The organism is Xenorhabdus thuongxuanensis, assembly GCF_001908095.1.
In the GTDB taxonomy this organism is placed as follows: Bacteria; Pseudomonadota; Gammaproteobacteria; order Enterobacterales; family Enterobacteriaceae; genus Xenorhabdus; species Xenorhabdus thuongxuanensis.
Genome location: NZ_MKGR01000001.1, coordinates 173,303 through 193,752, shown reverse-complemented (window position 1 = coordinate 193,752; position 20,450 = coordinate 173,303). Strand labels below are relative to the sequence as shown.

The 20,450-nt window shown below is 43.2% G+C and carries 20 protein-coding genes and 1 riboswitch; of the genes, 10 read left to right on the top strand and 10 right to left on the bottom strand.

All coding sequences use genetic code 11. The annotated features are described in order from the left end of the window. The first annotated feature begins 538 nt into the window (after positions 1 to 538). The 3 genes from uvrB to Xentx_RS00845 all read left to right on the top strand — a co-directional run bounded on the left by uvrB (position 539) and on the right by Xentx_RS00845 (position 3,204). Positions 539 to 2,566 (top strand): excinuclease ABC subunit UvrB, encoded by a 2,028-nt coding sequence (gene uvrB, locus Xentx_RS00855; RefSeq protein WP_074018381.1) that lies wholly within the window; start codon positions 539 to 541, stop codon positions 2,564 to 2,566. 96 nt (positions 2,567 to 2,662) lie between these two features. After that, the gene (locus Xentx_RS00850; RefSeq protein ID WP_074018380.1) at positions 2,663 to 2,911 is read left to right on the top strand and encodes a type II toxin-antitoxin system Phd/YefM family antitoxin; all 249 of its coding nucleotides are present in this window, start codon (positions 2,663 to 2,665) and stop codon (positions 2,909 to 2,911) included. Then, a complete protein-coding gene (locus Xentx_RS00845) occupies positions 2,911 to 3,204 on the top strand; it encodes a type II toxin-antitoxin system RelE family toxin (protein WP_074018379.1) in 294 nt (97 codons plus the stop codon). Before Xentx_RS00850 ends, Xentx_RS00845 begins: the two co-directional genes overlap by 1 nt. Before the next feature lie 206 nt (positions 3,205 to 3,410). Here Xentx_RS00845 and yvcK read toward each other — a convergent pair whose 3' ends face one another. After that, positions 3,411 to 4,319 carry a uridine diphosphate-N-acetylglucosamine-binding protein YvcK gene (gene yvcK, locus Xentx_RS00840; RefSeq protein ID WP_074018378.1) on the bottom strand — a complete coding sequence of 303 codons (909 nt, stop codon included), beginning with the start codon at positions 4,317 to 4,319 and terminating at the stop codon, positions 3,411 to 3,413. A gap of 269 nt (positions 4,320 to 4,588) precedes the next feature. After that, positions 4,589 to 4,731: riboswitch (molybdenum cofactor riboswitch) on the top strand. On the opposite strand from yvcK, the gene moaA reads away from it, so the two are divergent. From moaA to Xentx_RS00815, 5 genes are all read left to right on the top strand, one after another. Then, positions 4,721 to 5,701, top strand: a complete 981-nt coding sequence (moaA, locus tag Xentx_RS00835; RefSeq protein ID WP_074018377.1) for a GTP 3',8-cyclase MoaA — start codon at positions 4,721 to 4,723, stop codon at positions 5,699 to 5,701. It overlaps the preceding riboswitch by 11 nt. Positions 5,702 to 5,734: 33 nt before the next feature. Further along, positions 5,735 to 6,214: a cyclic pyranopterin monophosphate synthase MoaC gene (gene moaC, locus Xentx_RS00830; RefSeq protein WP_074018376.1), complete on the top strand. Its 480-nt coding sequence runs from the start codon at positions 5,735 to 5,737 to the stop codon at positions 6,212 to 6,214. Next, positions 6,211 to 6,456, top strand: coding sequence for a molybdopterin synthase sulfur carrier subunit (gene moaD, locus Xentx_RS00825; RefSeq protein ID WP_074018375.1), 246 nt, complete (start codon positions 6,211 to 6,213; stop codon positions 6,454 to 6,456). Before moaC ends, moaD begins: the two co-directional genes overlap by 4 nt. Before the next feature lie 2 nt (positions 6,457 to 6,458). Next, positions 6,459 to 6,911, top strand: coding sequence for a molybdopterin synthase catalytic subunit MoaE (moaE, locus tag Xentx_RS00820; protein ID WP_074018374.1), 453 nt, complete (start codon positions 6,459 to 6,461; stop codon positions 6,909 to 6,911). A 187-nt stretch (positions 6,912 to 7,098) separates the two neighbouring features. After that, positions 7,099 to 7,809, top strand: a complete 711-nt coding sequence (locus tag Xentx_RS00815) for a Bax inhibitor-1/YccA family protein (protein ID WP_074018373.1) — start codon at positions 7,099 to 7,101, stop codon at positions 7,807 to 7,809. A gap of 288 nt (positions 7,810 to 8,097) precedes the next feature. On the opposite strand, the gene Xentx_RS00810 is transcribed toward Xentx_RS00815, so the two are convergent. From Xentx_RS00810 to Xentx_RS00775, 8 genes are all read right to left on the bottom strand, one after another. Then, the gene (locus Xentx_RS00810) at positions 8,098 to 8,736 is read right to left on the bottom strand and encodes a LysE family translocator (RefSeq protein ID WP_074018372.1); all 639 of its coding nucleotides are present in this window, start codon (positions 8,734 to 8,736) and stop codon (positions 8,098 to 8,100) included. Position 8,737: 1 nt separating this feature from the next. Continuing rightward, positions 8,738 to 9,508: a 2OG-Fe(II) oxygenase gene (locus Xentx_RS00805; RefSeq protein ID WP_074018371.1), complete on the bottom strand. Its 771-nt coding sequence runs from the start codon at positions 9,506 to 9,508 to the stop codon at positions 8,738 to 8,740. Between the two features lie 53 nt (positions 9,509 to 9,561). After that, positions 9,562 to 10,194: an alanyl-tRNA editing protein gene (locus Xentx_RS00800; RefSeq protein WP_074018370.1), complete on the bottom strand. Its 633-nt coding sequence runs from the start codon at positions 10,192 to 10,194 to the stop codon at positions 9,562 to 9,564. 253 nt (positions 10,195 to 10,447) lie between these two features. Then, positions 10,448 to 11,554, bottom strand: coding sequence for an ABC transporter permease (locus Xentx_RS00795; RefSeq protein ID WP_074018369.1), 1,107 nt, complete (start codon positions 11,552 to 11,554; stop codon positions 10,448 to 10,450). 12 nt (positions 11,555 to 11,566) lie between these two features. Then, a complete protein-coding gene (locus Xentx_RS00790) occupies positions 11,567 to 12,727 on the bottom strand; it encodes an ABC transporter permease (protein ID WP_074018368.1) in 1,161 nt (386 codons plus the stop codon). Further along, entirely contained in the window at positions 12,724 to 14,460 is a 1,737-nt protein-coding gene (locus Xentx_RS00785; RefSeq protein ID WP_074018367.1) for an ATP-binding cassette domain-containing protein, read from the bottom strand. The genes Xentx_RS00790 and Xentx_RS00785 overlap by 4 nt, the downstream gene beginning before the upstream one ends. A gap of 8 nt (positions 14,461 to 14,468) precedes the next feature. Then, positions 14,469 to 15,476: a secretion protein HlyD gene (gene hlyD / locus Xentx_RS00780; protein ID WP_074018366.1), complete on the bottom strand. Its 1,008-nt coding sequence runs from the start codon at positions 15,474 to 15,476 to the stop codon at positions 14,469 to 14,471. A gap of 79 nt (positions 15,477 to 15,555) precedes the next feature. Next, positions 15,556 to 16,251 (bottom strand): transcriptional regulator, encoded by a 696-nt coding sequence (locus tag Xentx_RS00775; RefSeq protein WP_074018365.1) that lies wholly within the window; start codon positions 16,249 to 16,251, stop codon positions 15,556 to 15,558. Between the two features lie 370 nt (positions 16,252 to 16,621). On the opposite strand from Xentx_RS00775, the gene rhlE reads away from it, so the two are divergent. Together rhlE and dusC are read left to right on the top strand one after the other, a co-directional pair. Continuing rightward, on the top strand, positions 16,622 to 17,968 hold the full coding sequence (rhlE, locus tag Xentx_RS00770; RefSeq protein ID WP_074018364.1) for an ATP-dependent RNA helicase RhlE: 1,347 nt from the start codon (positions 16,622 to 16,624) through the stop codon (positions 17,966 to 17,968). Between the two features lie 3 nt (positions 17,969 to 17,971). Further along, positions 17,972 to 18,955: a tRNA dihydrouridine(16) synthase DusC gene (gene dusC, locus Xentx_RS00765; protein ID WP_074018363.1), complete on the top strand. Its 984-nt coding sequence runs from the start codon at positions 17,972 to 17,974 to the stop codon at positions 18,953 to 18,955. Positions 18,956 to 19,010: 55 nt separating this feature from the next. Here the strand turns inward: dusC and Xentx_RS00760 are convergent, their stop codons facing one another. After that, positions 19,011 to 20,045 (bottom strand): IS630 family transposase, encoded by a 1,035-nt coding sequence (locus Xentx_RS00760; RefSeq protein ID WP_139292404.1) that lies wholly within the window; start codon positions 20,043 to 20,045, stop codon positions 19,011 to 19,013. Positions 20,046 to 20,450: the final 405 nt, after the last annotated feature.

Genomic DNA, 20,450 nt, shown 5'->3' with positions numbered 1-20,450 from the left:
AGAAGATGTTTTATTTCAACAACGATTGAGCCATTTTTGATCAACAAATTAGCGTGAATCAATCCCAAAGCAGCATAAAAATATTCCACTATTGAAAAAATTTATCAGTGGGGATAACTCTGCAACCGCCCATGCTTAATAGGTTTTGCTGAGTTATCCACTATTCCTGTGGATAACCTTGTGCATTAGTTTTAGAAAAGTATCCTCGTGCAAGGTAATACGCGGCTTGAGCCAGATTTGCTGTTATTCTCTACTTGGATTTTTTTGCAATTAAAATCAATATATTAAATAAAATCAAATCCTTTTTGCATCTCTTTGCTATTCAGTGCCTTATCATTTCAGTCATTAATACAAAAATAGAAAAAAGTAAGATCATTATCTGGGGATAAAAATAGCCACCTTTAATGTTAATGAAAGGTTAAAACAATAAGATTAATAACATCCGAGCAATAACATTATTTTGCCAACTTACTTGAAGCTGGTTTTTTATCCAGTATGATAAAAAGAATTTTGTCAGTGTATGGATGGCGTGGGGAAAATGAGCAAAGAAACGAGTAAGGTATTCAAGTTACACTCTGATTTTAAGCCGGCAGGCGATCAGCCATCAGCCATTAGCCAGTTACAGGAAGGGCTGGAAGATGGACTGGCCCATCAAACACTTCTGGGAGTAACGGGATCAGGGAAAACTTTCACGATTGCCAATGTTATCGCAAACTTAAATCGACCCACTATGATCCTTGCTCCCAATAAAACACTGGCGGCACAGCTCTATAGTGAAATGAAAGCATTTTTCCCTGAGAATGCCGTGGAATATTTTGTTTCCTATTACGATTATTACCAACCAGAAGCCTATGTGCCCAGTTCCGATACCTTTATTGAAAAAGATGCTTCAGTGAATGAACATATCGAACAGATGCGACTGTCCGCAACGAAAGCTTTGCTGGAACGCCGTGATGTCGTCGTGGTGGCTTCTGTCTCCGCGATTTACGGTTTAGGTGATCCTGATAGCTATTTGAAAATGATGCTTCATTTAACTGAGGGTATGTTAATTGACCAGCGTTCCATCTTGCGTCGTTTAGCGGAACTACAATATACCCGTAATGATCAGGCATTCCAGCGCGGAACATTTCGGGTGCGTGGTGAAGTCATCGATATTTTCCCCGCAGAATCGGATGAACGCGCTTTGCGCGTAGAATTGTTTGATGATGAAGTCGAACGCCTTTCCCTGTTTGATCCGCTAACGGGACAGATAGAGTACCATGTGCCACGTTATACCATCTATCCCAAGACCCACTATGTTACACCACGTGAACGCATCCTTCAGGCAATGGAGGAGATCAAGATTGAGCTGGAACAACGACGCAAGATTTTGTTGGCGTCAGACAAGCTATTGGAAGAACAGCGTGTCACCCAGAGAACCCAATTCGATCTCGAAATGATGAATGAATTGGGTTACTGCTCTGGTATTGAAAACTACTCCCGTTATCTGTCTGGACGTTCTGCCGGTGAACCACCCCCAACTCTGTTTGACTACCTGCCGGCAGATGGTTTGCTGGTGGTGGATGAATCCCACGTTACTATCCCACAGATTGGTGGAATGTACCGAGGGGATCGCTCCCGCAAGGAAACATTGGTGGAATATGGCTTCCGTTTGCCGTCAGCGCTGGATAACCGTCCGTTGCGGTTTGAGGAATTTGAGGCTCTGGCACCGCAGAGCATTTATGTTTCAGCCACTCCCGGCAATTATGAATTAGAAAAATCTGGTCACGAAGTTGTTGAGCAAGTTGTGCGTCCAACGGGGCTAATTGACCCTGAAGTTGAAGTTCGACCAGTGGCAACTCAGGTAGATGATCTGCTATCTGAAATTCGTATCCGTGCGGCAAACAATGAACGAGTGTTGGTTACAACCTTAACCAAACGCATGGCGGAAGACTTGACTGAGTATTTGGAAGAGCATGGCGAGCGAGTGCGTTATCTCCATTCTGACATTGATACCGTAGAGCGAGTGGAAATTATCCGTGATCTTCGTCTCGGTGAATTTGATGTTTTGGTTGGCATTAACTTACTGCGCGAAGGTTTGGATATGCCAGAAGTTTCTCTTGTGGCAATTTTGGACGCAGATAAAGAGGGTTTTCTTCGTTCAGAACGCTCCCTGATCCAGACCATTGGTCGTGCAGCACGTAACCTGCATGGTAAAGCCATTTTATATGGTGACAAAATTACGGATTCGATGGCAAGGGCTATTGAAGAAACAGAACGCCGTCGCGCCAAACAGCAGGCATTTAACCAAGAGCACGGCATCGTACCGCAAGGTTTGAAGAAAAAAATTGGTGATATCCTGAAAATTGGTCAGCCGGTTAATGGCAAAGGGAAGGCCAAAGGAAAAAATAAAATTACCTTGGGGACAGATGATTACCGCAATCTGTCGGCGAAAGATCTGGAGAAAAAAATCCGTGAACTGGAAGAGAAAATGTACCAACATGCACGGGATCTTGAATTTGAACAAGCAGCCAATATTCGTGACCAGGTTCAGGCATTGCGGGCACAATTTATTGCTAATTCCTGAAAATTTATATCCGTGTCTATGTGATCCATCGTGACTTGTTAACTGATCTTTTATGGAATATTATCAGACCGATTAACAGGTCTTTTGGGAGGGATTATGGCTGCTATTATTTTGAGTGACATGAGTGCCAGTGTTAGTGAGTTAAAACGCAACCCTATGGCGACTGTCAGTGCTGGTGGGGGCTCTCCAGTTGCTATATTGAATAGAAATAAACCTGCATTTTATTGTGTTCCCGCGGAACTGTATGAAAAAATGTTGGATGCTTTGGATGATCGGGAATTAGTCAAGATAGTGCAGGAGCGTGAAAATCAGCCTCTAGTTGATGTGGATTTGGATCAATATTGATGATTTATACGGTCAAATTTAGGGAAGATGCTGCAAAAGAGTGGGCTAGACTGGATAGCACTATTCAGCGACAATTTGCTAAGAAACTAAAGAAGTTATGTGAAAATCCACATATTCCTTCTCTTAAACTCAGTGGAATGCCCAATTGTTATAAAGTAAAATTACGTGCTTCTGGTTTTAGGCTTGTTTATCAGGTAATTGATGATAAATTAATTATTGCTGTTGTTGCCGTTGGTAAACGTGAACGGAATGAAGTTTATCGGTTGGCTATTAATCGTATTTCGGAACCATAAATTTAACTAGTTATGATGACTTAATGGTAGTCAGTCTTTTATGGATCGAATTTTATTAAAAGATATTATTTCATCAATTAAATCATGGTCATATTTCTATATTTAAATTAATTACTATTTATCATAATTAATGATGGATGACAGTATTTATCATAAAAAAGACAAACCCCATTATTTTAAATAGAGTTTGTCAGTGGACTGAAATGCTAACCCAATTTTTGCAGAGTATGCTCAATTGCCTGACGCAATAATTCACGATCGTGACGGTAAGGGATATCCTGCGCTTCCAAAACCTGTTGTGTCACAATACGGTTACTGAAAGGGCTAATATCGGTGCGCGGGCCGACAATAAGCGCATTAATCATCTTGCGACCAATCTTGTTCTCCATAATGGCAAGTTTATCTTTTAATGATAGATTGGCCGCAGCGTGGCTGAGTTCTTTCCCTAAGTTACCGATATAAATCATATTCGCATTACTGCGTCGTAAGGATTGGGTTAAATCTTCCAATAGCAACAATGGCATTAGGCTGGTGAAAAAGCTGCCAGGGCCGATCAAAATCAAATCGGCTTGCTCAATGGCATCCAGTGCTTCTTTAGTGGCATTGACATGAGGGTAAAGCGAGAGTTCCTGTGGTACACAATTAAGTTGATCGATATTCACTTCACCATATACGGTATTACCTTGATCATCGACTGCCATTAAATCAACCGGTTGTTCTGACATAGGAATCAACTGTGCATTGACTTTCAGTAAATTGCGGAGCAGGTTAATTGCCTCAAGAGGACGGACACTTAAATGATCAAGGGCTTTCAACATCAAGTTGCCTAAATTGTGTCCAGATAATTCGCCATTGCCACTGAACCGATATTCAAACATGGCAGAAGCAATGGTAGGCTCCGTGATTAACTGATTCAGGCAATTGCGCATATCTCCCCATGCAATCCCGCCTTCCGAGCGCCGTATTCTGCCGGTTGAACCACCATTATCTGTTGTCGTGACAATTCCTGTCAGGCGTGCTCCGAGGGAAGAAAGGGAAGACATAACGCGTCCGAGTCCATGACCACCGCCGAGGGCGACAACGCGATCTAAATCAGCTAGTGTGCGATTTCGCATAGGATTCCTGTTACTGGCTAAACGTAGGGGCTTTAATAAATCTCGTGTAATTTATCATAAAATATGATGCATTCAGAAATTGATGTGATTTTATGCGATTTTTGCGCATGGCAGCTTAAAAACATCGCAGAGACTTTGATATTACCGCGATCAGCTAACTCGTTGTGTAATAAGATATATATCGGATCTGATATTAGCTTTTTGTTATCTTAACGGTTAGAATCTTCGGCGGGCATCCGCCACTCGCGCAATGATTCATATAAAAATTTAACTAATATTAACTCCTAGCCTCTGTGTCTAAGTCACTGTATCACATTGATATGATGCTCTGGCCGTGGCTCCTGAGTCACCAGGATGCAAGGTAGAAATGCCAGCATCTCCCGTACTTGGAAGGTGTTATTGTGGAACAACTTGTAGATGTATTCTCGCGCAAATTCTATTATTTGAGATTGTCTATTACCGATGTGTGTAACTTCCGTTGCACGTATTGCCTGCCTGATGGATACCGGCCTCATGGCCATAAATCATTCCTTTCCCTGCCAGAAATTCGTCGTGTTAGCCGGGCATTTGCTGAACTTGGCACAGAAAAAATTCGTTTAACTGGGGGAGAACCCACCATGCGCCGTGATTTCTGCGATATCATCGCTGCGGTTCATGAAAATTCGCAAATCAAAAAAATTGCTGTCACAACTAATGGTTACCGTATGGAGCGAGATGTTTCCCAATGGAAATCGGCTGGCCTGACAGCGATTAATGTGAGTGTTGATAGTTTGGAGCCTCGCCAATTTTACGCCATTACCGGACAAGACAAATTTTTCCAGATTATGCGTGGTATTGACGCGGCTTTTGAGGCGGGGTTCAACACAGTGAAAGTCAATGTCGTGTTGATGAAGAATGTGAATGATGCCAACCTGCCTGCCTTTCTTGATTGGATTAAACATCGTCCTATCCAGTTGCGTTTTATTGAATTGATGGAAACGGGGGAAGGTCGTACCATTTTTCATCGTCATCACCTTTCTGGAGAAGTGATCCGCCGCCAACTGCTACAACAGGGATGGCAACAACAGCAGCGTGCGCGAAGTGATGGGCCGGCGCAAGTTTTTCGTCATCCCGATTATCAGGGAGAAATTGGCCTTATCATGCCGTATGAAAAAAACTTTTGCCAAAGCTGCAATCGCCTGAGGGTATCCGCAATTGGCAATCTCCATTTATGCTTGTTTGGCGAACAGGGCATTCCATTGCGTGATTTATTGTCTGATGACGCATCACTGGATGCTCTGAAACTCCGTATTCAAGGTGGATTGCGTTATAAACGTGAAACTCACTTTTTACATCAAGGGGACAGCGGTATTACCCCGAACCTTTCTTTTATTGGCGGCTAGCTTGGTTGCAAGATTTATTTTCAGGAGCAAAGAATGTCTCAATTAACCCATATCAATACATCGGGTGAAGCGCATATGGTGGATATTTCTGCCAAATCAGAAACTGTGCGTGAAGCACGGGCAGAAGCCTTTGTTGAAATGCAGGCTGAAACTCTGTCCATGATTATTGCTGGTGATCACCACAAAGGAGATGTTTTTGCTACTGCCCGTATTGCAGGTATTCAGGCGGCGAAACGGACGTGGGAATTGATCCCGCTGTGCCATCCTCTGCTGCTTAGTAAAGTGGAAGTCCGGCTGGAAGCTCAAACAGAACACAATCGTGTCAGAATCGAATCCTGTTGCCGCTTGGCAGGGAAAACAGGTGTGGAAATGGAAGCTTTGACGGCAGTATCTGTGGCTGCTTTGACGATTTATGACATGTGCAAAGCGGTACAGAAAGATATGGTCATCGGGCCTGTGCGTTTGTTGGAAAAAAGTGGTGGCAAATCAGGAAACTTTAAGGTGGAGGCATGATAAAGATACTGTTTTTTGCTCAAGTTCGCGAGCTGGTAGGAACGGATTCACTTGAACTACCTAATGATTACCCAACTGTAGCGCATCTTCGTTATGCACTGACTGAAAAGGGAGAGCGATGGGCATTGGCATTGGAAGAAGGCAAAGTGTTGTCTGCCGTGAACCAATCTTTTGTCCACGCTGAACATACCTTGAATGATGGTGATGAAGTGGCTTTTTTCCCACCTGTTACGGGGGGATAAAAATGGAAAATACGCGGATCAGTATCCAACAGGAGACATTTAGTGTTGGTGAAGAATATCAATGGCTCTCGCAATGTGATGAAGATGGCGCTGTTGTGACTTTTACCGGAAAAGTTCGTAACCATAACTTGGGAGACACCATTGAGGCACTGACATTAGAGCATTATGCTGGCATGACAGAAAAGATGTTGCAGAAAATTGTTGATGAAGCCCGCCAACATTGGTCTTTGCAACGGGTCAGCATTATTCATCGTATTGGCGAATTGTACCCAGGGGATGAGATCGTATTTGTTGGTGTCACCAGTTCTCACCGCAATATGGCTTTTATGGCAGCTGAGTTCATTATGGATTATCTGAAAACTAAGGCTCCATTCTGGAAAAAAGAATCGCTTGTGGAGGGAGAGCGATGGGTAGAGGCTAGGCAGAGTGATCAGGATGCGGTAAGTCGCTGGTGAAACAGCGTTTGGTGGTTCGTTCTGCGGACTATCTCGGAAACTGGACAAATAAATAATATGTCACTGAAATTGCCATTAATTGGCGGATGGTTTTATTAATGTTCTATGCTAATGTATAACTTTTGAATAGATTGTTTATTTTTAAACATTCTTAATCTCTAAACATTGTCATGAAAAGGTAATCATCATGGATCGATATCAACGTTCTAATGATTCGATTGTCCAGAAAACTGGTTCTGGTATACAAACTTACATGGCACAAGTCTACGGTTGGATGACTTGTGGCTTGCTGTTAACCGCATTTGTTGCATGGTATGTGGCAAATACCCCTGAGATTTTATACGCCATTTTCAGTAGCTCTATTGTTTTCTATGGCTTAATCATCGCACAGCTTGCATTAGTATTTGTGCTGTCTGGTTTAGTTCATAAAATGAGTGGGGCAATGGCGACAGGGTTGTTCATGCTGTACTCCATGCTAACGGGTTTGACACTTTCCAGTATCTTTGTGGTTTATACCAGTAGCTCTATTGCCAGCACATTTGTCGTTTCAGCGGGTATGTTCGGTGCATTGAGCGTTTATGGTTATACCACTAAGCGTAGCCTGAGTGGTCTGGGTAGCTTCCTGTTTATGGGGCTAATTGGCATCGTTCTGGCTTCGCTGCTGAATATCTGGCTGAAAAGCCCGGCATTGATGTGGGCAATTACCTATATCGGTGTTGTAATTTTTGCTGGCTTGACGGCATACGATACCCAAAAACTGAAAGAAATGGGTGAACAACTGGATGTTAACGATAAAGAAACTCTGCGCAAGTATTCAATTACTGGTGCACTGACTTTATATCTGGACTTCATTAACCTGTTCTTAATGCTGTTGCGTATTTTGGGTGATCGCCGATAGTCACTGATATATAAATTATTTTTTGATGTAAAAACCCTGCTTTGTCCTGTCTTTTAGTCACATCTCAAATTACGGTCAAATGACCGTAATTTGAAAAAACTATCTATCTGATTTTAAATAAAACATTTTTTAGCACTGTATTGAGAGGTTCAAAATAATTCATATAAAAAACAGCATGATAAAAAATTGTGATTAAAAGACAGGCTTTGTCAGGGTTTTTTAATAGTTATTTCACCTTTATCGAATCAAACAATGATAAGTTCATAATCAATATTGGTCTTGGGAAAATCATATAGACAGAAATAACAACCGGACAGCGAACCCAATCAATACTATTCCCATTATTCGTTCAAACCAATAGCCTTTCTGTATGAATTTATTACGAATCAATGTATTTGAGAAAATGATACTCACCAACACAAACCAGACAGCATTGATTACACACATCCAAAGACCATAGAAGACTTGTATCAGAATAGGTGTATTACTACTCACTACGGTTGTGAAAACGGCTAAAAAGAACAATGTCGCCTTAGGATTAAGGGCATTTGTCATAAATCCCATCAGAAATGCTTTCCATCTACTCTGTGGGGCCAAACCAATTCCTTCACCCTCTAAGGTATCCAAATCAGCAGGTTTACTTCTGATAAATTTGATACCAAGCCACGCGATATAAATTGCACCAACGAGTTTTGCCACTTCCATCAACCACGGAGTGGCATGCATTAATGCACTAACTCCCACTAGTGTATAGATAACATGTATTGATATTCCCGCTCCAATACCTACTGCCGTGCATATTCCTGCCCAACATCCAAATCTTACACTCTGTCGTATAGTTACCGCAAAATCTGGACCTGGAGCAACTACTGCTAGGAAATGAATCACAGCCAGCCCCAGAAATTCACCCCAATAGTTAGACAACATATCAACTCCAGAATGACAATGGATTTTCTGTTCCACGATAGCCTATAAAACAAGACAGACTCAAACGTAGATCATCGACACCAGCAGTCACAGAGTGCATACATCGAGAATTAAAGATCAAAAGATCACCTACATCTGGTCGGATCTCTAGTGCTGGCTCACCAAGCAAATAAGGTTCAATCCCATAACTATCACCACGCATAGCATCAAATTCTTCTGCAGAGAGTTCATCCTTCCAAATTTGTAAGGCTCCACCTTCACTGGGCATAGAAAGATAAACATTAGCTGCAAACTGAGCTTGAAGACTCTTAGCTTTAAAGCTATCAGGGGCATCCTTAGCAAAAATGTCATGGTGTGCAAGAAAAGTGACCCCAGGTATGACTACCCTCGATAATCCCACATACATTTTCTTACCATAAAGTGTTTCAATTTGGGCTCCAGCAGGCCAAAACTCATCTAAAATGCATCTCAGCTTATCTATCGGTGAATAATAAGGTGAGCAACGTTGCCGCAAATCATCAATATTCTGTAGTACACTTTCAAAATAATCTTCTACACGCTGTGGTTTATTCTCCGCTTCATAAAATGCCATTCCGATTCGTCCTATGCTCGGCGCATTTAAATATCTATCAAATCCATGGCCTAATATTTTTTCACCCAACTGCTCAGCTAACAAATTAGGTACAAATTGTTTTACACGTATAACTAAAATTTCCTTATCTGCAAGCTTTTTCAGACATGTCGCATCAAGGTAATCAACTTCTATAATCATAATATCCTTTTATTTTATTTACTGGTGATTTTTAGAAACAATATATTAAATTGTCAGGCTACATCATAATGTACTATTAAATTGCCCTTCTTTATTTTAACCTCCTGCACTTTAATATTTCCTAGTTGTCCTAGAGATGTTACGTGGGTACCACCACAAAGGTAAGGCGTAAAATGACCAAAACTAACTTCTCGAAATCCATCATTTCGTTGAACTACTTTGCACGGTAGATCCTGTCTAATATAATTTTCACATATCGTTTGAATATGCTTTTCCGATACACTTTGAGCATTCACACCCGGCTTAAATACTATTCTTCCTTCACCCGGCCAATGATGAGCTTTAATCGGATGCCACATCATAAACTCAACTACATGCCCAATAAGATGCCCAGCAGAATGCAGTCGCGAATATAATTGGCGTCGTTCAATATCAACACGAGCAAAAGCATTTCCCAGAGCCACAGGTTTTGTCGTTAAGTGGACAATGTCACCACCTTCCACATTCACGTGAACTACTTCTACTTCATTAAGCCAGCCTATATCGCTGGGTTGTCCCCCTCCTTGGGGATGAAATATTGTAGACTTCAACCAAGTGGAATAACATCCATTATCACGAGGAATACAAGCAATCACTTCAACATTATAGGTCAGTGCTTGATTTGATAAATAATTACGTTCCGTCATATTTTATTCTCAGGCATTATTGCAATTTGAATATAGCTTGATAATTATTTCAATTTGAACTATCTAAAATATAGAAGTTGGTTTTCTTATGATTTTCTAAAAAACTAACACTCATCAGAAAAAAAGTAAAGTAATAACTAGTAAGGATATAATAAGAAATCTTGCGATTTCCATTAAAAAATATAATAGAAAGTTATCCCATGTTTTAATGACAAACAATTCAATTAGGTGGTCTTTCACAGCTTTAAATTTATCAGGCAATCTTACTCCGAAATAGCCGGTAAGCGATCCCTCCAGTCGTTGCAGTAATCACCAATAAAGGCCATAAGTTTGGCCAAATAACGGATAAATCAGCCCCTTTCAAATAAATCTGCTTGGTAATATCCGTAAAATGCCGGATTGGGTTAATCCAGGTGATGTTTTGTAACCAAACGGGCATATTCTCGACCGGAGAGATATAACCAGAAAGCAAAATAGCGGGCATCATAAATACAAATACACCAATAAATGCTTGTTGCTGGGTGGAACAGACAGCAGAAATCAACAATCCGAAACCCACCAGGGATAAGCCATAAATCAACATACAGCCATAAAATAGCAGCAATGAACCCGCGAAAGGAATTTGATAGAACAGCGTTCCAATCAGCAAAACAATGCTTGCTTGCATCGTCGCCACAACCAATGCCGGAATGGCTTTGCCAAGGAAAATTTGCCAGGTTGCCAGTGGAGAAACCAGTAACTGATCCAGCGTTCCTTGTTCCCGCTCACGGGCGACTGACAACGCTGTGACAATCAGAACACCAATCGTAGTAATCATGGCTACCAGCGACGGTACGACGAACCACTTGTAATCCAAATTGGCGTTATACCAGTTACGCACAATGAGTTCACTATTATTGAAATTAGGGGCATTTCCCAACAGTTGTTTTTGGTAATCCATTACAATCTGCTGGATATAGTTGGCTGCAATTTGGGCACTGTTTGAATTACGCCCATCCAACAAAACTTGAATTGATGTCGGGTTATGATTGGCAAGATTAGCACTGAAATTTTGTGGAAAGCGTACCAGCAATAGTGCTTTTCGGTTATCCAGAGTAGGGCGGATCTCTTGCGAACTGGTTAGCAAAATAACATCAGGAAATGCTTTTGATTTTGCCAGCCGTTGGGTTAATTCAATTGATGCCTGTCCTTTATCTTCATTATAAATAGCGATGGTGGCGTTTTTGACTTCCAACGTTGCGGCCCACGGAAACAGGATCATTTGTATAATCACGGTCAAAATCAAAATGTTCCGTGTTTGCGGTTCTCTCAGAAGAGACTGTAACTCTTTCATGATGAGTGTATACAGACGATAAAACATGCTCTTTCCTTTTTAATCCAGATGTCGACGGGTTTTCCACGCGGTCAGGCCGATAAAGACAATGGAACTGGCAATCAACAGGAGCAGGTTTGTCATCAACACAGTGCCAATGTTCCCGGCCAGAAAGAGCGTCTGTAGGCTGCTGACAAAGTAACGTGCAGGTATGACATAAGTTGAAGCCTGAATAAGCACAGGCATACTGTCTATTTCGAAAACAAAACCAGACAACATAATGGCAGGCAAAAAAGCGGCATTGAGAGAAATCATCGCCGCATTGAACTGATTACGTGTCAGGGTAGAAATCAATAATCCCATCCCCAGGGCGGTAGCGAGATAAAGGCTGGAAACTAATGCTAATATCCAGAGTGAGCCGCGATAGGGAACCCCCAGCACAAACACCGTGAATAGCATGCAAAGTACCATGACGAAAGATCCCAGCATTTGATAGGGTAATAATTTGGCGAGCAGCAATTCGGTACGGGTAACCTGGGTCGAAAGTAGCGCTTCCATAGTGCCGCGTTCCCATTCACGGGCGACGACAAGCGAGGTAAGAATTGCGCCTACTACGGTCATAATAATTGAAACAGCACCGGGAATAAGGAAGTGCTGGCTAATGGCGGCGGGATTAAACCAATAGCGGATTTGTGTATCAATCAAGGGAGTAGTTGCAACCCCAAGATTTTGCCCTCGCTGTTGTAACCAGATTTGCCAGATACCTTTGGTATAGCCCTGCACAAAATTGGCAGTGTTAGGTTCACTGCCATCGGTAATAACCTGGATGGGGGCATGGCTGTCTGCGCGGGCAAGCTGAGCATCAAAGTTGACAGGGATGACGATAATGCCCCGAATTTGGTTTTCCTGCATTTTTTTGATTAAGAGCTGGCGATTGTCGCTGATGGTGGCATCAATATAGGGCGATCCCGTAAATACATGCACTAGTTCTCTGGCGTCCTCGCTCTGTTGTTCCATGAGAATACCAAGGCGAAGCTTGCTGGAGTCCAGGTTAATGCCGTAACCAAAAATAAATAGCAACATCAAAGGGATAACTACGGCAATCAAAGCACTGCTGGGATCACGGACAATTTGCTTAGTTTCCTTGATACAGAGTGCTTTCAATCGGCGCCATGAGAAACTGACGGCTTTCTGAGGTGTTGTATGTTCAGGATGACTCATTGCGGCTCCTTATCGTAGTTCAACACGAGATCGATAAAAGCATCTTCCATGGAAGGGTTAGGGAGCTTATCCGTGGCAACCAGTTGTTTCAGTTCATCGGGCGTTCCGGCTGCAATCAATTTACCTCGAAATACCAGCCCGATACGATCACAATATTCTGCTTCTTCCATAAAGTGAGTTGTGACCATCACGGTGACACCTTTGTCCACCATGCCGTTGATATGCAGCCAAAATTCGCGGCGGGTTAGTGGATCAACTCCCGAAGTGGGTTCATCCAAAAACAGAATATCAGGTTCGTGCATCAAGGCGCAGGAAAGGGCAAGTCGTTGTTTAAACCCGAGTGGAAGGCTATCCGTCTTTTGGTGTAAGATTGGCCCAAGATTGAAAGCACGGATCATGTCAGACATCTTTTCTTGTTGATGACGACCTTTCAGGCCGTAAACGCCAGAGAAAAACTTAAGATTCTGCCCAACAGTCAGGTTGCCATAAAGTGAGAATTTTTGCGCCATATATCCAAGGCGTTGACGGGCCTTGCCTGAACCGGTTTTTAAATCCATATCCAGAACCAAGGCCTTGCCTGAAGTGGGGATCATCAAACCACACATCATTTTGAAGGTTGTTGATTTTCCGGCACCATTTGGCCCTAATAGGCCGAATATTTCCCCTCGTTTCACCTGAAAATCGACCTGGTCAGTGGCAGCAAAATCGCCAAATTTTTTAGTCAGGCTACGGGCTTCTATCACGGTTTCCATTGGGTTTGGCGGGATTTGCGGCATTATCTCCGCTAATTCAGAACGATGGGATGGACCTCCACCCAATAAATCGATAAATGCATCTTCGAAACGGGGTTCGGCCTCGAAGAGACTGGCTTCAGGCAACCCTATTTGTTGGAATAATGCGTTCTTATCCGCTTCTTCTTTTAAGATCAGGCGAACATATTTTCCCTGAATCACACCATCAGTCACTTGGGGCAAGGTGAGAGCATGTTGCAACATTTTGCGCCGTGCATCTTGTTTGACATCAAGCAAAAAAGATCGACCCGCAATATTTCGGGTTAAGTCTTGTGGCTGGCCACGATAGAGCAGCTTACCTCGGTTCATCAGCAAAACATCACGACATAATTCGGCCTCATCCAGATAAGAGGTGCTCCATAAGATCAACATGCCGTCAGAAGCGAGTTCATGGACCATTTGCCATAATTCACGACGGGCGATGGGATCAACACCCACACCAGGCTCATCCAGTAGCAAAACTTTCGGGCTACCCAATAAAGTACAAGCAAGCCCCAGTTTTTGTTTCATGCCGCCGGACAATTTCCCCGCTAACCGTCCGGTAAAACGGGTCAAATCCGTGAAGGTGAGTAATTTCTGAAAGGTGGTTTTGCGCTCTTCGCCAAGTACACCACGCAGATCGGCATATAAAGTGAGATTTTCCATTACGGTTAAATCTTCATACAAGCCAAATTTCTGCGGCATGTAACCGAGGTCAGAACGTACTTGAACACTGTCTTTGATGGGATCAAGTCCCATAATTTCAATATTGCCGCTGTCAGGCTTCAATAATCCGGCTAACATTCTTATCAGCGTGGTTTTTCCAGCACCATCTGGACCGACAAGACCCGTCACTGATCCACCCTGAATTTCTGCTTGTAGATGGGATACAGCAGGAACGTCCAATCCTGGAAAAGTTTTCTCCACGCCGTTCAGTTTTATCGTATAAGCTGAACTGGTCATGTTATCGCCTACTTATTTGTTTCAGTAAAATTTGTTTCAGTAAAACGCAAGGTAACAGGCATGCCTTGTTTCAGCCCTTCATCGGGATCAAGGACAATGATGCGCAGGCGATAAACTAAGTCTGTTCTTAAATCAGGTGTTTCGACATTTTTGGGAGTAAATTCGGCAGTGGGAGAAACAAAACCGATTTTGCCATGATAGGGTTGGTTTTTCCGCCCGTCGGTATAAATCAGAACTTCCCGTCCGGCAGTAGCCTGATTGAGATGAGGTTCATCAATATATGCTCTGATCCAAACGGGATTGGTAAGGGACAGGGTAAAAACCGTGTTGCCAGCCGCTAGCATGGTGCCGGGTTCAATGGCTCTGGTCAGGATCATCCCTGCCGATGGAGAAGTGAGTTGAGTATCTTTCAGGTTAAGTTCCGCCTGTGCTACTGTCGCTTCTGCCTGAATAAATTGGGCTTTTGCTGCCGCAATTTCTTCTATGCGATAACCCGTCTCGAACTGACGCAATTTATCTTTTGCCGCCTGGTAAGCCGCCAGTGCTTGATTGCGTCCAGTTCTGGCATTTTCCAGATCATTATCAGAGATAGTTTTGCTTTGCCACAAGCCTTGCTGACGTTTCAGGAAACTATCGGCAAAATGGAATGCTGACTCTTTTTGTTTTACTTCAGCACGTACTTGGGCAATTTCTTCGCTGCGATAACCCGCTTCAGCTTTGGCAAGATTGGCCTTGGCGACATCACGAGCCGCTTTGGCCTGATTCAAGGCATTAATAAAGGGGATATCATCAAGGCGACCAAGTGTCTGGTTCACAGTTATGGCATCACCTTCATCCACTTGTAGATCAGCTAGTTTACCGGCAACCCGAAAACCGAGGTTGACAGTCCTGACATCGACATTGCCATACAGGGTTAGCTCCCTGCTATTTTGTTCCTGATAATAGTAGATACCGACAATAGCACTGATAACAATAATGAGTGCCAATAGGGCAAGAGCAAACTTTTTACTGTTCATACCATCCCTTATGCCTTGTTCAATTTATACCCTCTATCTTTCAAGTGGTGGCTTCGTTGGTTATGCCATTGCTTAAGAGCTATTGGGTATGCATTTTTGATTTCTCTCTTAACCCATCAAGCAATAAATTGATGTGTTGAGATAAAACCTGATTGATTAATTCGTATTCTTTGGCGCCAATATTGTCCCATCCGGTTTGGCGCAATAAGGCTTCCCTGGCCAGACGGAAAGAAAGGATCTCACCCAATAAAGCATGGGTGTGAATCTGAGTTGAAATTTGGCGCTCATCGGCTCCGATATAATTGGCGATGAGTTTATTCAATCGAGAATAAATTGGAGCCAGTCCCTGTTCATGCATGACACTGTAAGCCTCTGTTGGCGTCAATTGTTCATGGGACATGATCCGGCTGATATTGATACTGCTTTTCTCGAAAATCAGGCGGTTATAGCTCACCATTCCCTGATGAATAAATGCCAATATTGGATCTTTTGGATAGGGTTTCGGTGTCTTCTCAAAAAAATGATCAATGGCTTCAATGAGAGGTGAAAACTCTGCTTTTAGCTTATCAGCAATATGTTGCACAACGGCGAGGTATAATCCTTCTTTGGAACCGAAATAGTATGCAATAGCTGCGATATTTTGCTGTGCATGTTGGGCAATGTTGCGGGTAGTAGCACCATCCAGACCTGATTTGCCAAAAATTTCTATTGCTGCTTCCAGAAGTTGTTGTTTGGCGTGCTCGCCTCGTAGTGTCTGGGCCTTCTTTGCTACCATGTCAAAATGTTTCCTGTGACAAAGAATTTTCGGGAGTGCCGAAAACTATATCAATCGTATGATTAACTTTAAAACTAAAGTAATTAGATGTAAAGTTGCTACAAATTGTCTTTTTAATAGACACCCATAAAAAATAATCGTCCAGTTTTGGCTTATTTCCCTTGGCTAAAGAGATTTAGTCAATTTTAGACAAATTTATTGCTCTCTTTGGCCTGCGTGGAAAGACATATCTGTTATAATCACGCCCTATTTATATACGGTGCATTGCAGTTTGTGTAGTTTCTTTGCGTTTTACCGCGTCTGTTTTCTTCCCATAAAACTGCCCCTGAATTGATATCAGGCATGGTGAAGTCTGGAGTATTTCTTATTTATGAATTTTGAGTCACTCGGCTTGAAGGCTGATATTTTGCGTGCCGTTGAAGAACAAGGCTACGTGGAACCTACCCCTATTCAGCAGCAGGCCATTCCTGTTGTGTTATCCGGCAAAGATCTACTGGCCAGTGCCCAGACAGGTACGGGAAAAACCGCAGGGTTTACTTTGCCTATCCTGCAACTCTTGAGTGAATCCCCGATTCAGGCAAAAGGTCGTCGTCCAGTCAGGGTGTTGATTTTAACCCCAACCAGAGAACTGGCGGCTCAGGTGGGGGAAAATGTACGTAGTTACAGCAAATACCTCAGATTACGTTCGTTTGTGGTATTCGGTGGTGTCAGTATCAACCCGCAGATGATGAAACTGCGCGGTGGTGTGGATATTCTGGTAGCAACGCCGGGGCGCTTGCTGGATTTAGAGCACCAAAATGCGGTAGATCTTTCTCGCGTAGAGATCCTGGTTTTAGATGAAGCTGACCGCATGTTAGACATGGGCTTTATTCACGATATTCGTCGTGTGTTGAACAAGCTGCCAGCAAAACGCCAAAACTTGCTCTTTTCTGCAACATTCTCTGATGAAATTAAAAACCTCGCCAGTAAATTACTGAAAGAGCCAGTCAGCGTAGAAGTGGCACGGCGTAACTCAGCTTCTGAGCAAATTGAACAAGCAATCCATTTTGTAGACAAAAAGCGCAAGGGTGAATTGCTCTCTTACATGATCGGCAGCCAGAACTGGCAACAGGTGCTGGTATTTACGCGTACCAAACATGGTGCAAACCGGTTGGCGGAGCAATTGAATAAAGATGGTGTAACTGCTGCGGCGATCCACGGTAACAAAAGTCAGGGGGCAAGAACCCGTGCGCTGTCTGATTTTAAGACAGGGAAAATCCGCGCGTTGGTAGCAACGGATATCGCTGCCCGTGGACTGGATATTGACCAATTACCCTATGTTGTCAACTATGAGCTGCCAAATGTTGCCGAAGATTATGTGCATCGAATTGGCCGTACAGGGCGTGCAGAAGCTACAGGGCAAGCAATATCGCTGGTGTGTGTCGATGAACATAAGCTCCTGAAAGATATTGAGCGCCTGTTGAAGCGGGAAATTCCACGCATTGCTATTTCGGGTTATGAACCTGATCCTTCTATCAAAGCTGAGCCTATCCAAAACGGCCGCAATAGCCGTGATAATAACTCTCGTGGTAATAACTCTCGCGGTAATAATCCACACAGTAATAACCCGCGCGGTAATAACCCACATAGAAATGGTAAACCAGGCCATTCCAAACAAAATCGGGTAAATAAAGGCCGGGCAAGCAAAACTCCACGTGCTTCGGTGACGGGAGAGTAATTCATGCGCGTTTTGCTGGCTCCTATGGAAGGGGTTTTGGATTCTCTGGTTAGGGAGCTGTTGAGTGAAATCAATGACTATGACCTCTGTATCACTGAATTCCTGCGTGTAGTTGACAGCTTACTGCCGGTAAAGTCCTTTTACCGGTTGTGCCCTGAACTGCATCATCAGAGCTGTACACCAGCGGGAACGCCTGTCAGGCTCCAGCTCCTTGGACAATATCCAGAATGGTTGGCAGAAAATGCTGTCAGGGCGGTTGAATTGGGATCATGGGGTGTCGATTTAAACTGTGGTTGTCCGTCCAAGGCAGTCAATGGCAGTGGTGGAGGCGCTAGCTTATTAAAAGATCCCGAACTCATTTATCAGGGAGCTAAAGCCATGCGTGAAGCCGTGCCTGCCCATTTGCCGGTAACGGTAAAAGTACGTCTGGGATGGGATTCTGCTTCACGCCAATTTGAGATTGCGGATGCCGTCCAGCAAGCGGGTGCAACCGAGCTGGTTGTGCATGGACGAACCAAAGAGGATGGTTATAAAGCAGAGCATATCAACTGGGAGGCGATAGGGGAGATTCGGCGTCGCCTCGCTATTCCTGTCATTGCCAACGGTGAAATTTGGGATTGGCAGAGCGCCCAGGAGTGTATCAAAACGACAGGATGTAATGCCGTGATGATAGGCCGTGGCGCCCTGCATGTGCCAAACTTGAGTCGTGTCATTAAATATAACGAACCAAAGATGCCGTGGCGTGGTGTACTCAAGCTACTGCGAAAATATACTTATCTGGAAAAACAGGGTGATACAGGGCTTTATCACGTTGCCCGTATCAAGCAATGGCTGGGGTATTTGCGCAAAGAGTATAATGAAGCGGATGAGTTATTTATGCAAATCAGAGTATTAAAAACATCTGCTGAGATCGCTAACGTTATCTCTTCTGCTGTAGATAAATGTTTACTGCGGCATTTTACCCAAGAGTCTCAAATCTTCTGTTAGCCGGACTTATTCCCTCCAGTGATATAGTGACATCGCATATTATATATATACCAATCTAACTTGAAGATGCCGGTTTTAAAATCTGAAAATTGTCAGTCAGTCGAGTCGTCAGTTCTTTCGCTTTTTCTGGCAAAGTGACATGAAAAAAGTGACGAAGGGTTTCACGGAACGTCTTCGCATTCGGGAAATAGACATTATTACGCACCTGCTCATTCATATACTTCCACAATCGCTCTATCGGATTGAGGTTTGGGCTGTAGGGCGGGAGGTAATGCAATTCAATATTCAGGACATACGCAATATCTTTCACCCACTCTGCCCGGTGATAACCCGCCCCATCCAGAATAATATGGATCCTTTGCGAAAGCGGGTAAGTTTCCCGGATTGCCCCGAGGAAATACGCGATTTTAGCATTGATGCTCGGATATTCACGGATCACGGTGTCTTCAATGCGTTGTAAATTGAGCGCACCCAGAATATTGAGACGGGTACGACTGCCGGTGGTTTCGACCACTTTGACCTGATTTTTTCCTGCTTTCATCCAGCCATAGCTGAGCTTTGTGGACTGGGTAGGATGCACCGCATCAATAAATAGGATAGGTTCACTCTGACCCACTCCGTTTTTCAGCGATTGGTAATCATCAATAAATTGTTGCTGTTTATCCGCATCAAATTTATGCGGAACGCCCTTTGGTTTCTTGTAGCTGAAACCCTGGCGGTGAAGCCATTTTGTCATTCCGCCCACGCTGAAAGACACCTGCCAACGGGCTTGGACATAGGCCACAATTTGAGTGGTCGTATGCATCAAATTGGCCGTCAAATAATCAATCAGATCGGTGGTTTGTTCGGCAGAGAGATGGCTTTCAGACCCGCCATTTTCCGGGGTGAGCTTTTCCTGAGCGATGAAATCTTTCAGGTGACGGCTGACCGTACTTTCATGAATACGCAAGGCCTGTGCAATCATCTGAGCAGTCCAGCCTTCAGAGGCCAAAAGCACGGCCTTGATGCGATCACAGACTCGACTGTCACGAGTGGTATCATGCATCAATTCGAGGGCACGTTTTTGTTCTGGTGTCAGATGAATTTTCATGGTCGTAAGCATGATCTGGTTTGGGGGATAAATCAAGCATCTTCAATGGCGATTGGTATAGTGTCTCTATATTTATGGGGGAATGCGTGTTTTTGCGACTAAGCCATAACTTGAAAATTATCGGGTATAATAAAATATATACCGTTTTTTTATAAATTATGAATGATACATATCAAACCCAATTTTTATTAGATATGATTTCTTATGTGTTTGTCAGGATGGCATGGCAATAATTTAATTTTTAGTTTGATTATACAGGTAATAAATAAAGTCATCCATATCCATGCTTTATTTTTATTTAAATGAAATAATGTGTTTATTATTTATAGGTGCAATGAAGATAAAATATATTTATTGAAGATTATAACCAATAGTATATAGATAAGTCATGTGTAAGGTGGATGT

Coding starts and splice junctions, on each gene's coding strand:
- uvrB (WP_074018381.1), top strand. CDS start 539: ATGAGCAAAGAAACGAGTAAGGTATTCAAGTTACACTCTGATTTTAAG.
- Xentx_RS00850 (WP_074018380.1), top strand. CDS start 2,663: ATGGCTGCTATTATTTTGAGTGACATGAGTGCCAGTGTTAGTGAGTTA.
- Xentx_RS00845 (WP_074018379.1), top strand. CDS start 2,911: ATGATTTATACGGTCAAATTTAGGGAAGATGCTGCAAAAGAGTGGGCT.
- yvcK (WP_074018378.1), bottom strand. CDS start 4,319: ATGCGAAATCGCACACTAGCTGATTTAGATCGCGTTGTCGCCCTCGGC.
- moaC (WP_074018376.1), top strand. CDS start 5,735: ATGTCTCAATTAACCCATATCAATACATCGGGTGAAGCGCATATGGTG.
- moaD (WP_074018375.1), top strand. CDS start 6,211: ATGATAAAGATACTGTTTTTTGCTCAAGTTCGCGAGCTGGTAGGAACG.
- moaE (WP_074018374.1), top strand. CDS start 6,459: ATGGAAAATACGCGGATCAGTATCCAACAGGAGACATTTAGTGTTGGT.
- Xentx_RS00815 (WP_074018373.1), top strand. CDS start 7,099: ATGGATCGATATCAACGTTCTAATGATTCGATTGTCCAGAAAACTGGT.
- Xentx_RS00810 (WP_074018372.1), bottom strand. CDS start 8,736: ATGTTGTCTAACTATTGGGGTGAATTTCTGGGGCTGGCTGTGATTCAT.
- Xentx_RS00805 (WP_074018371.1), bottom strand. CDS start 9,508: ATGATTATAGAAGTTGATTACCTTGATGCGACATGTCTGAAAAAGCTT.
- Xentx_RS00800 (WP_074018370.1), bottom strand. CDS start 10,194: ATGACGGAACGTAATTATTTATCAAATCAAGCACTGACCTATAATGTT.
- Xentx_RS00795 (WP_074018369.1), bottom strand. CDS start 11,554: ATGTTTTATCGTCTGTATACACTCATCATGAAAGAGTTACAGTCTCTT.
- Xentx_RS00790 (WP_074018368.1), bottom strand. CDS start 12,727: ATGAGTCATCCTGAACATACAACACCTCAGAAAGCCGTCAGTTTCTCA.
- Xentx_RS00785 (WP_074018367.1), bottom strand. CDS start 14,460: ATGACCAGTTCAGCTTATACGATAAAACTGAACGGCGTGGAGAAAACT.
- hlyD (WP_074018366.1), bottom strand. CDS start 15,476: ATGAACAGTAAAAAGTTTGCTCTTGCCCTATTGGCACTCATTATTGTT.
- Xentx_RS00775 (WP_074018365.1), bottom strand. CDS start 16,251: ATGGTAGCAAAGAAGGCCCAGACACTACGAGGCGAGCACGCCAAACAA.
- rhlE (WP_074018364.1), top strand. CDS start 16,622: ATGAATTTTGAGTCACTCGGCTTGAAGGCTGATATTTTGCGTGCCGTT.
- dusC (WP_074018363.1), top strand. CDS start 17,972: ATGCGCGTTTTGCTGGCTCCTATGGAAGGGGTTTTGGATTCTCTGGTT.
- Xentx_RS00760 (WP_139292404.1), bottom strand. CDS start 20,045: ATGAAAATTCATCTGACACCAGAACAAAAACGTGCCCTCGAATTGATG.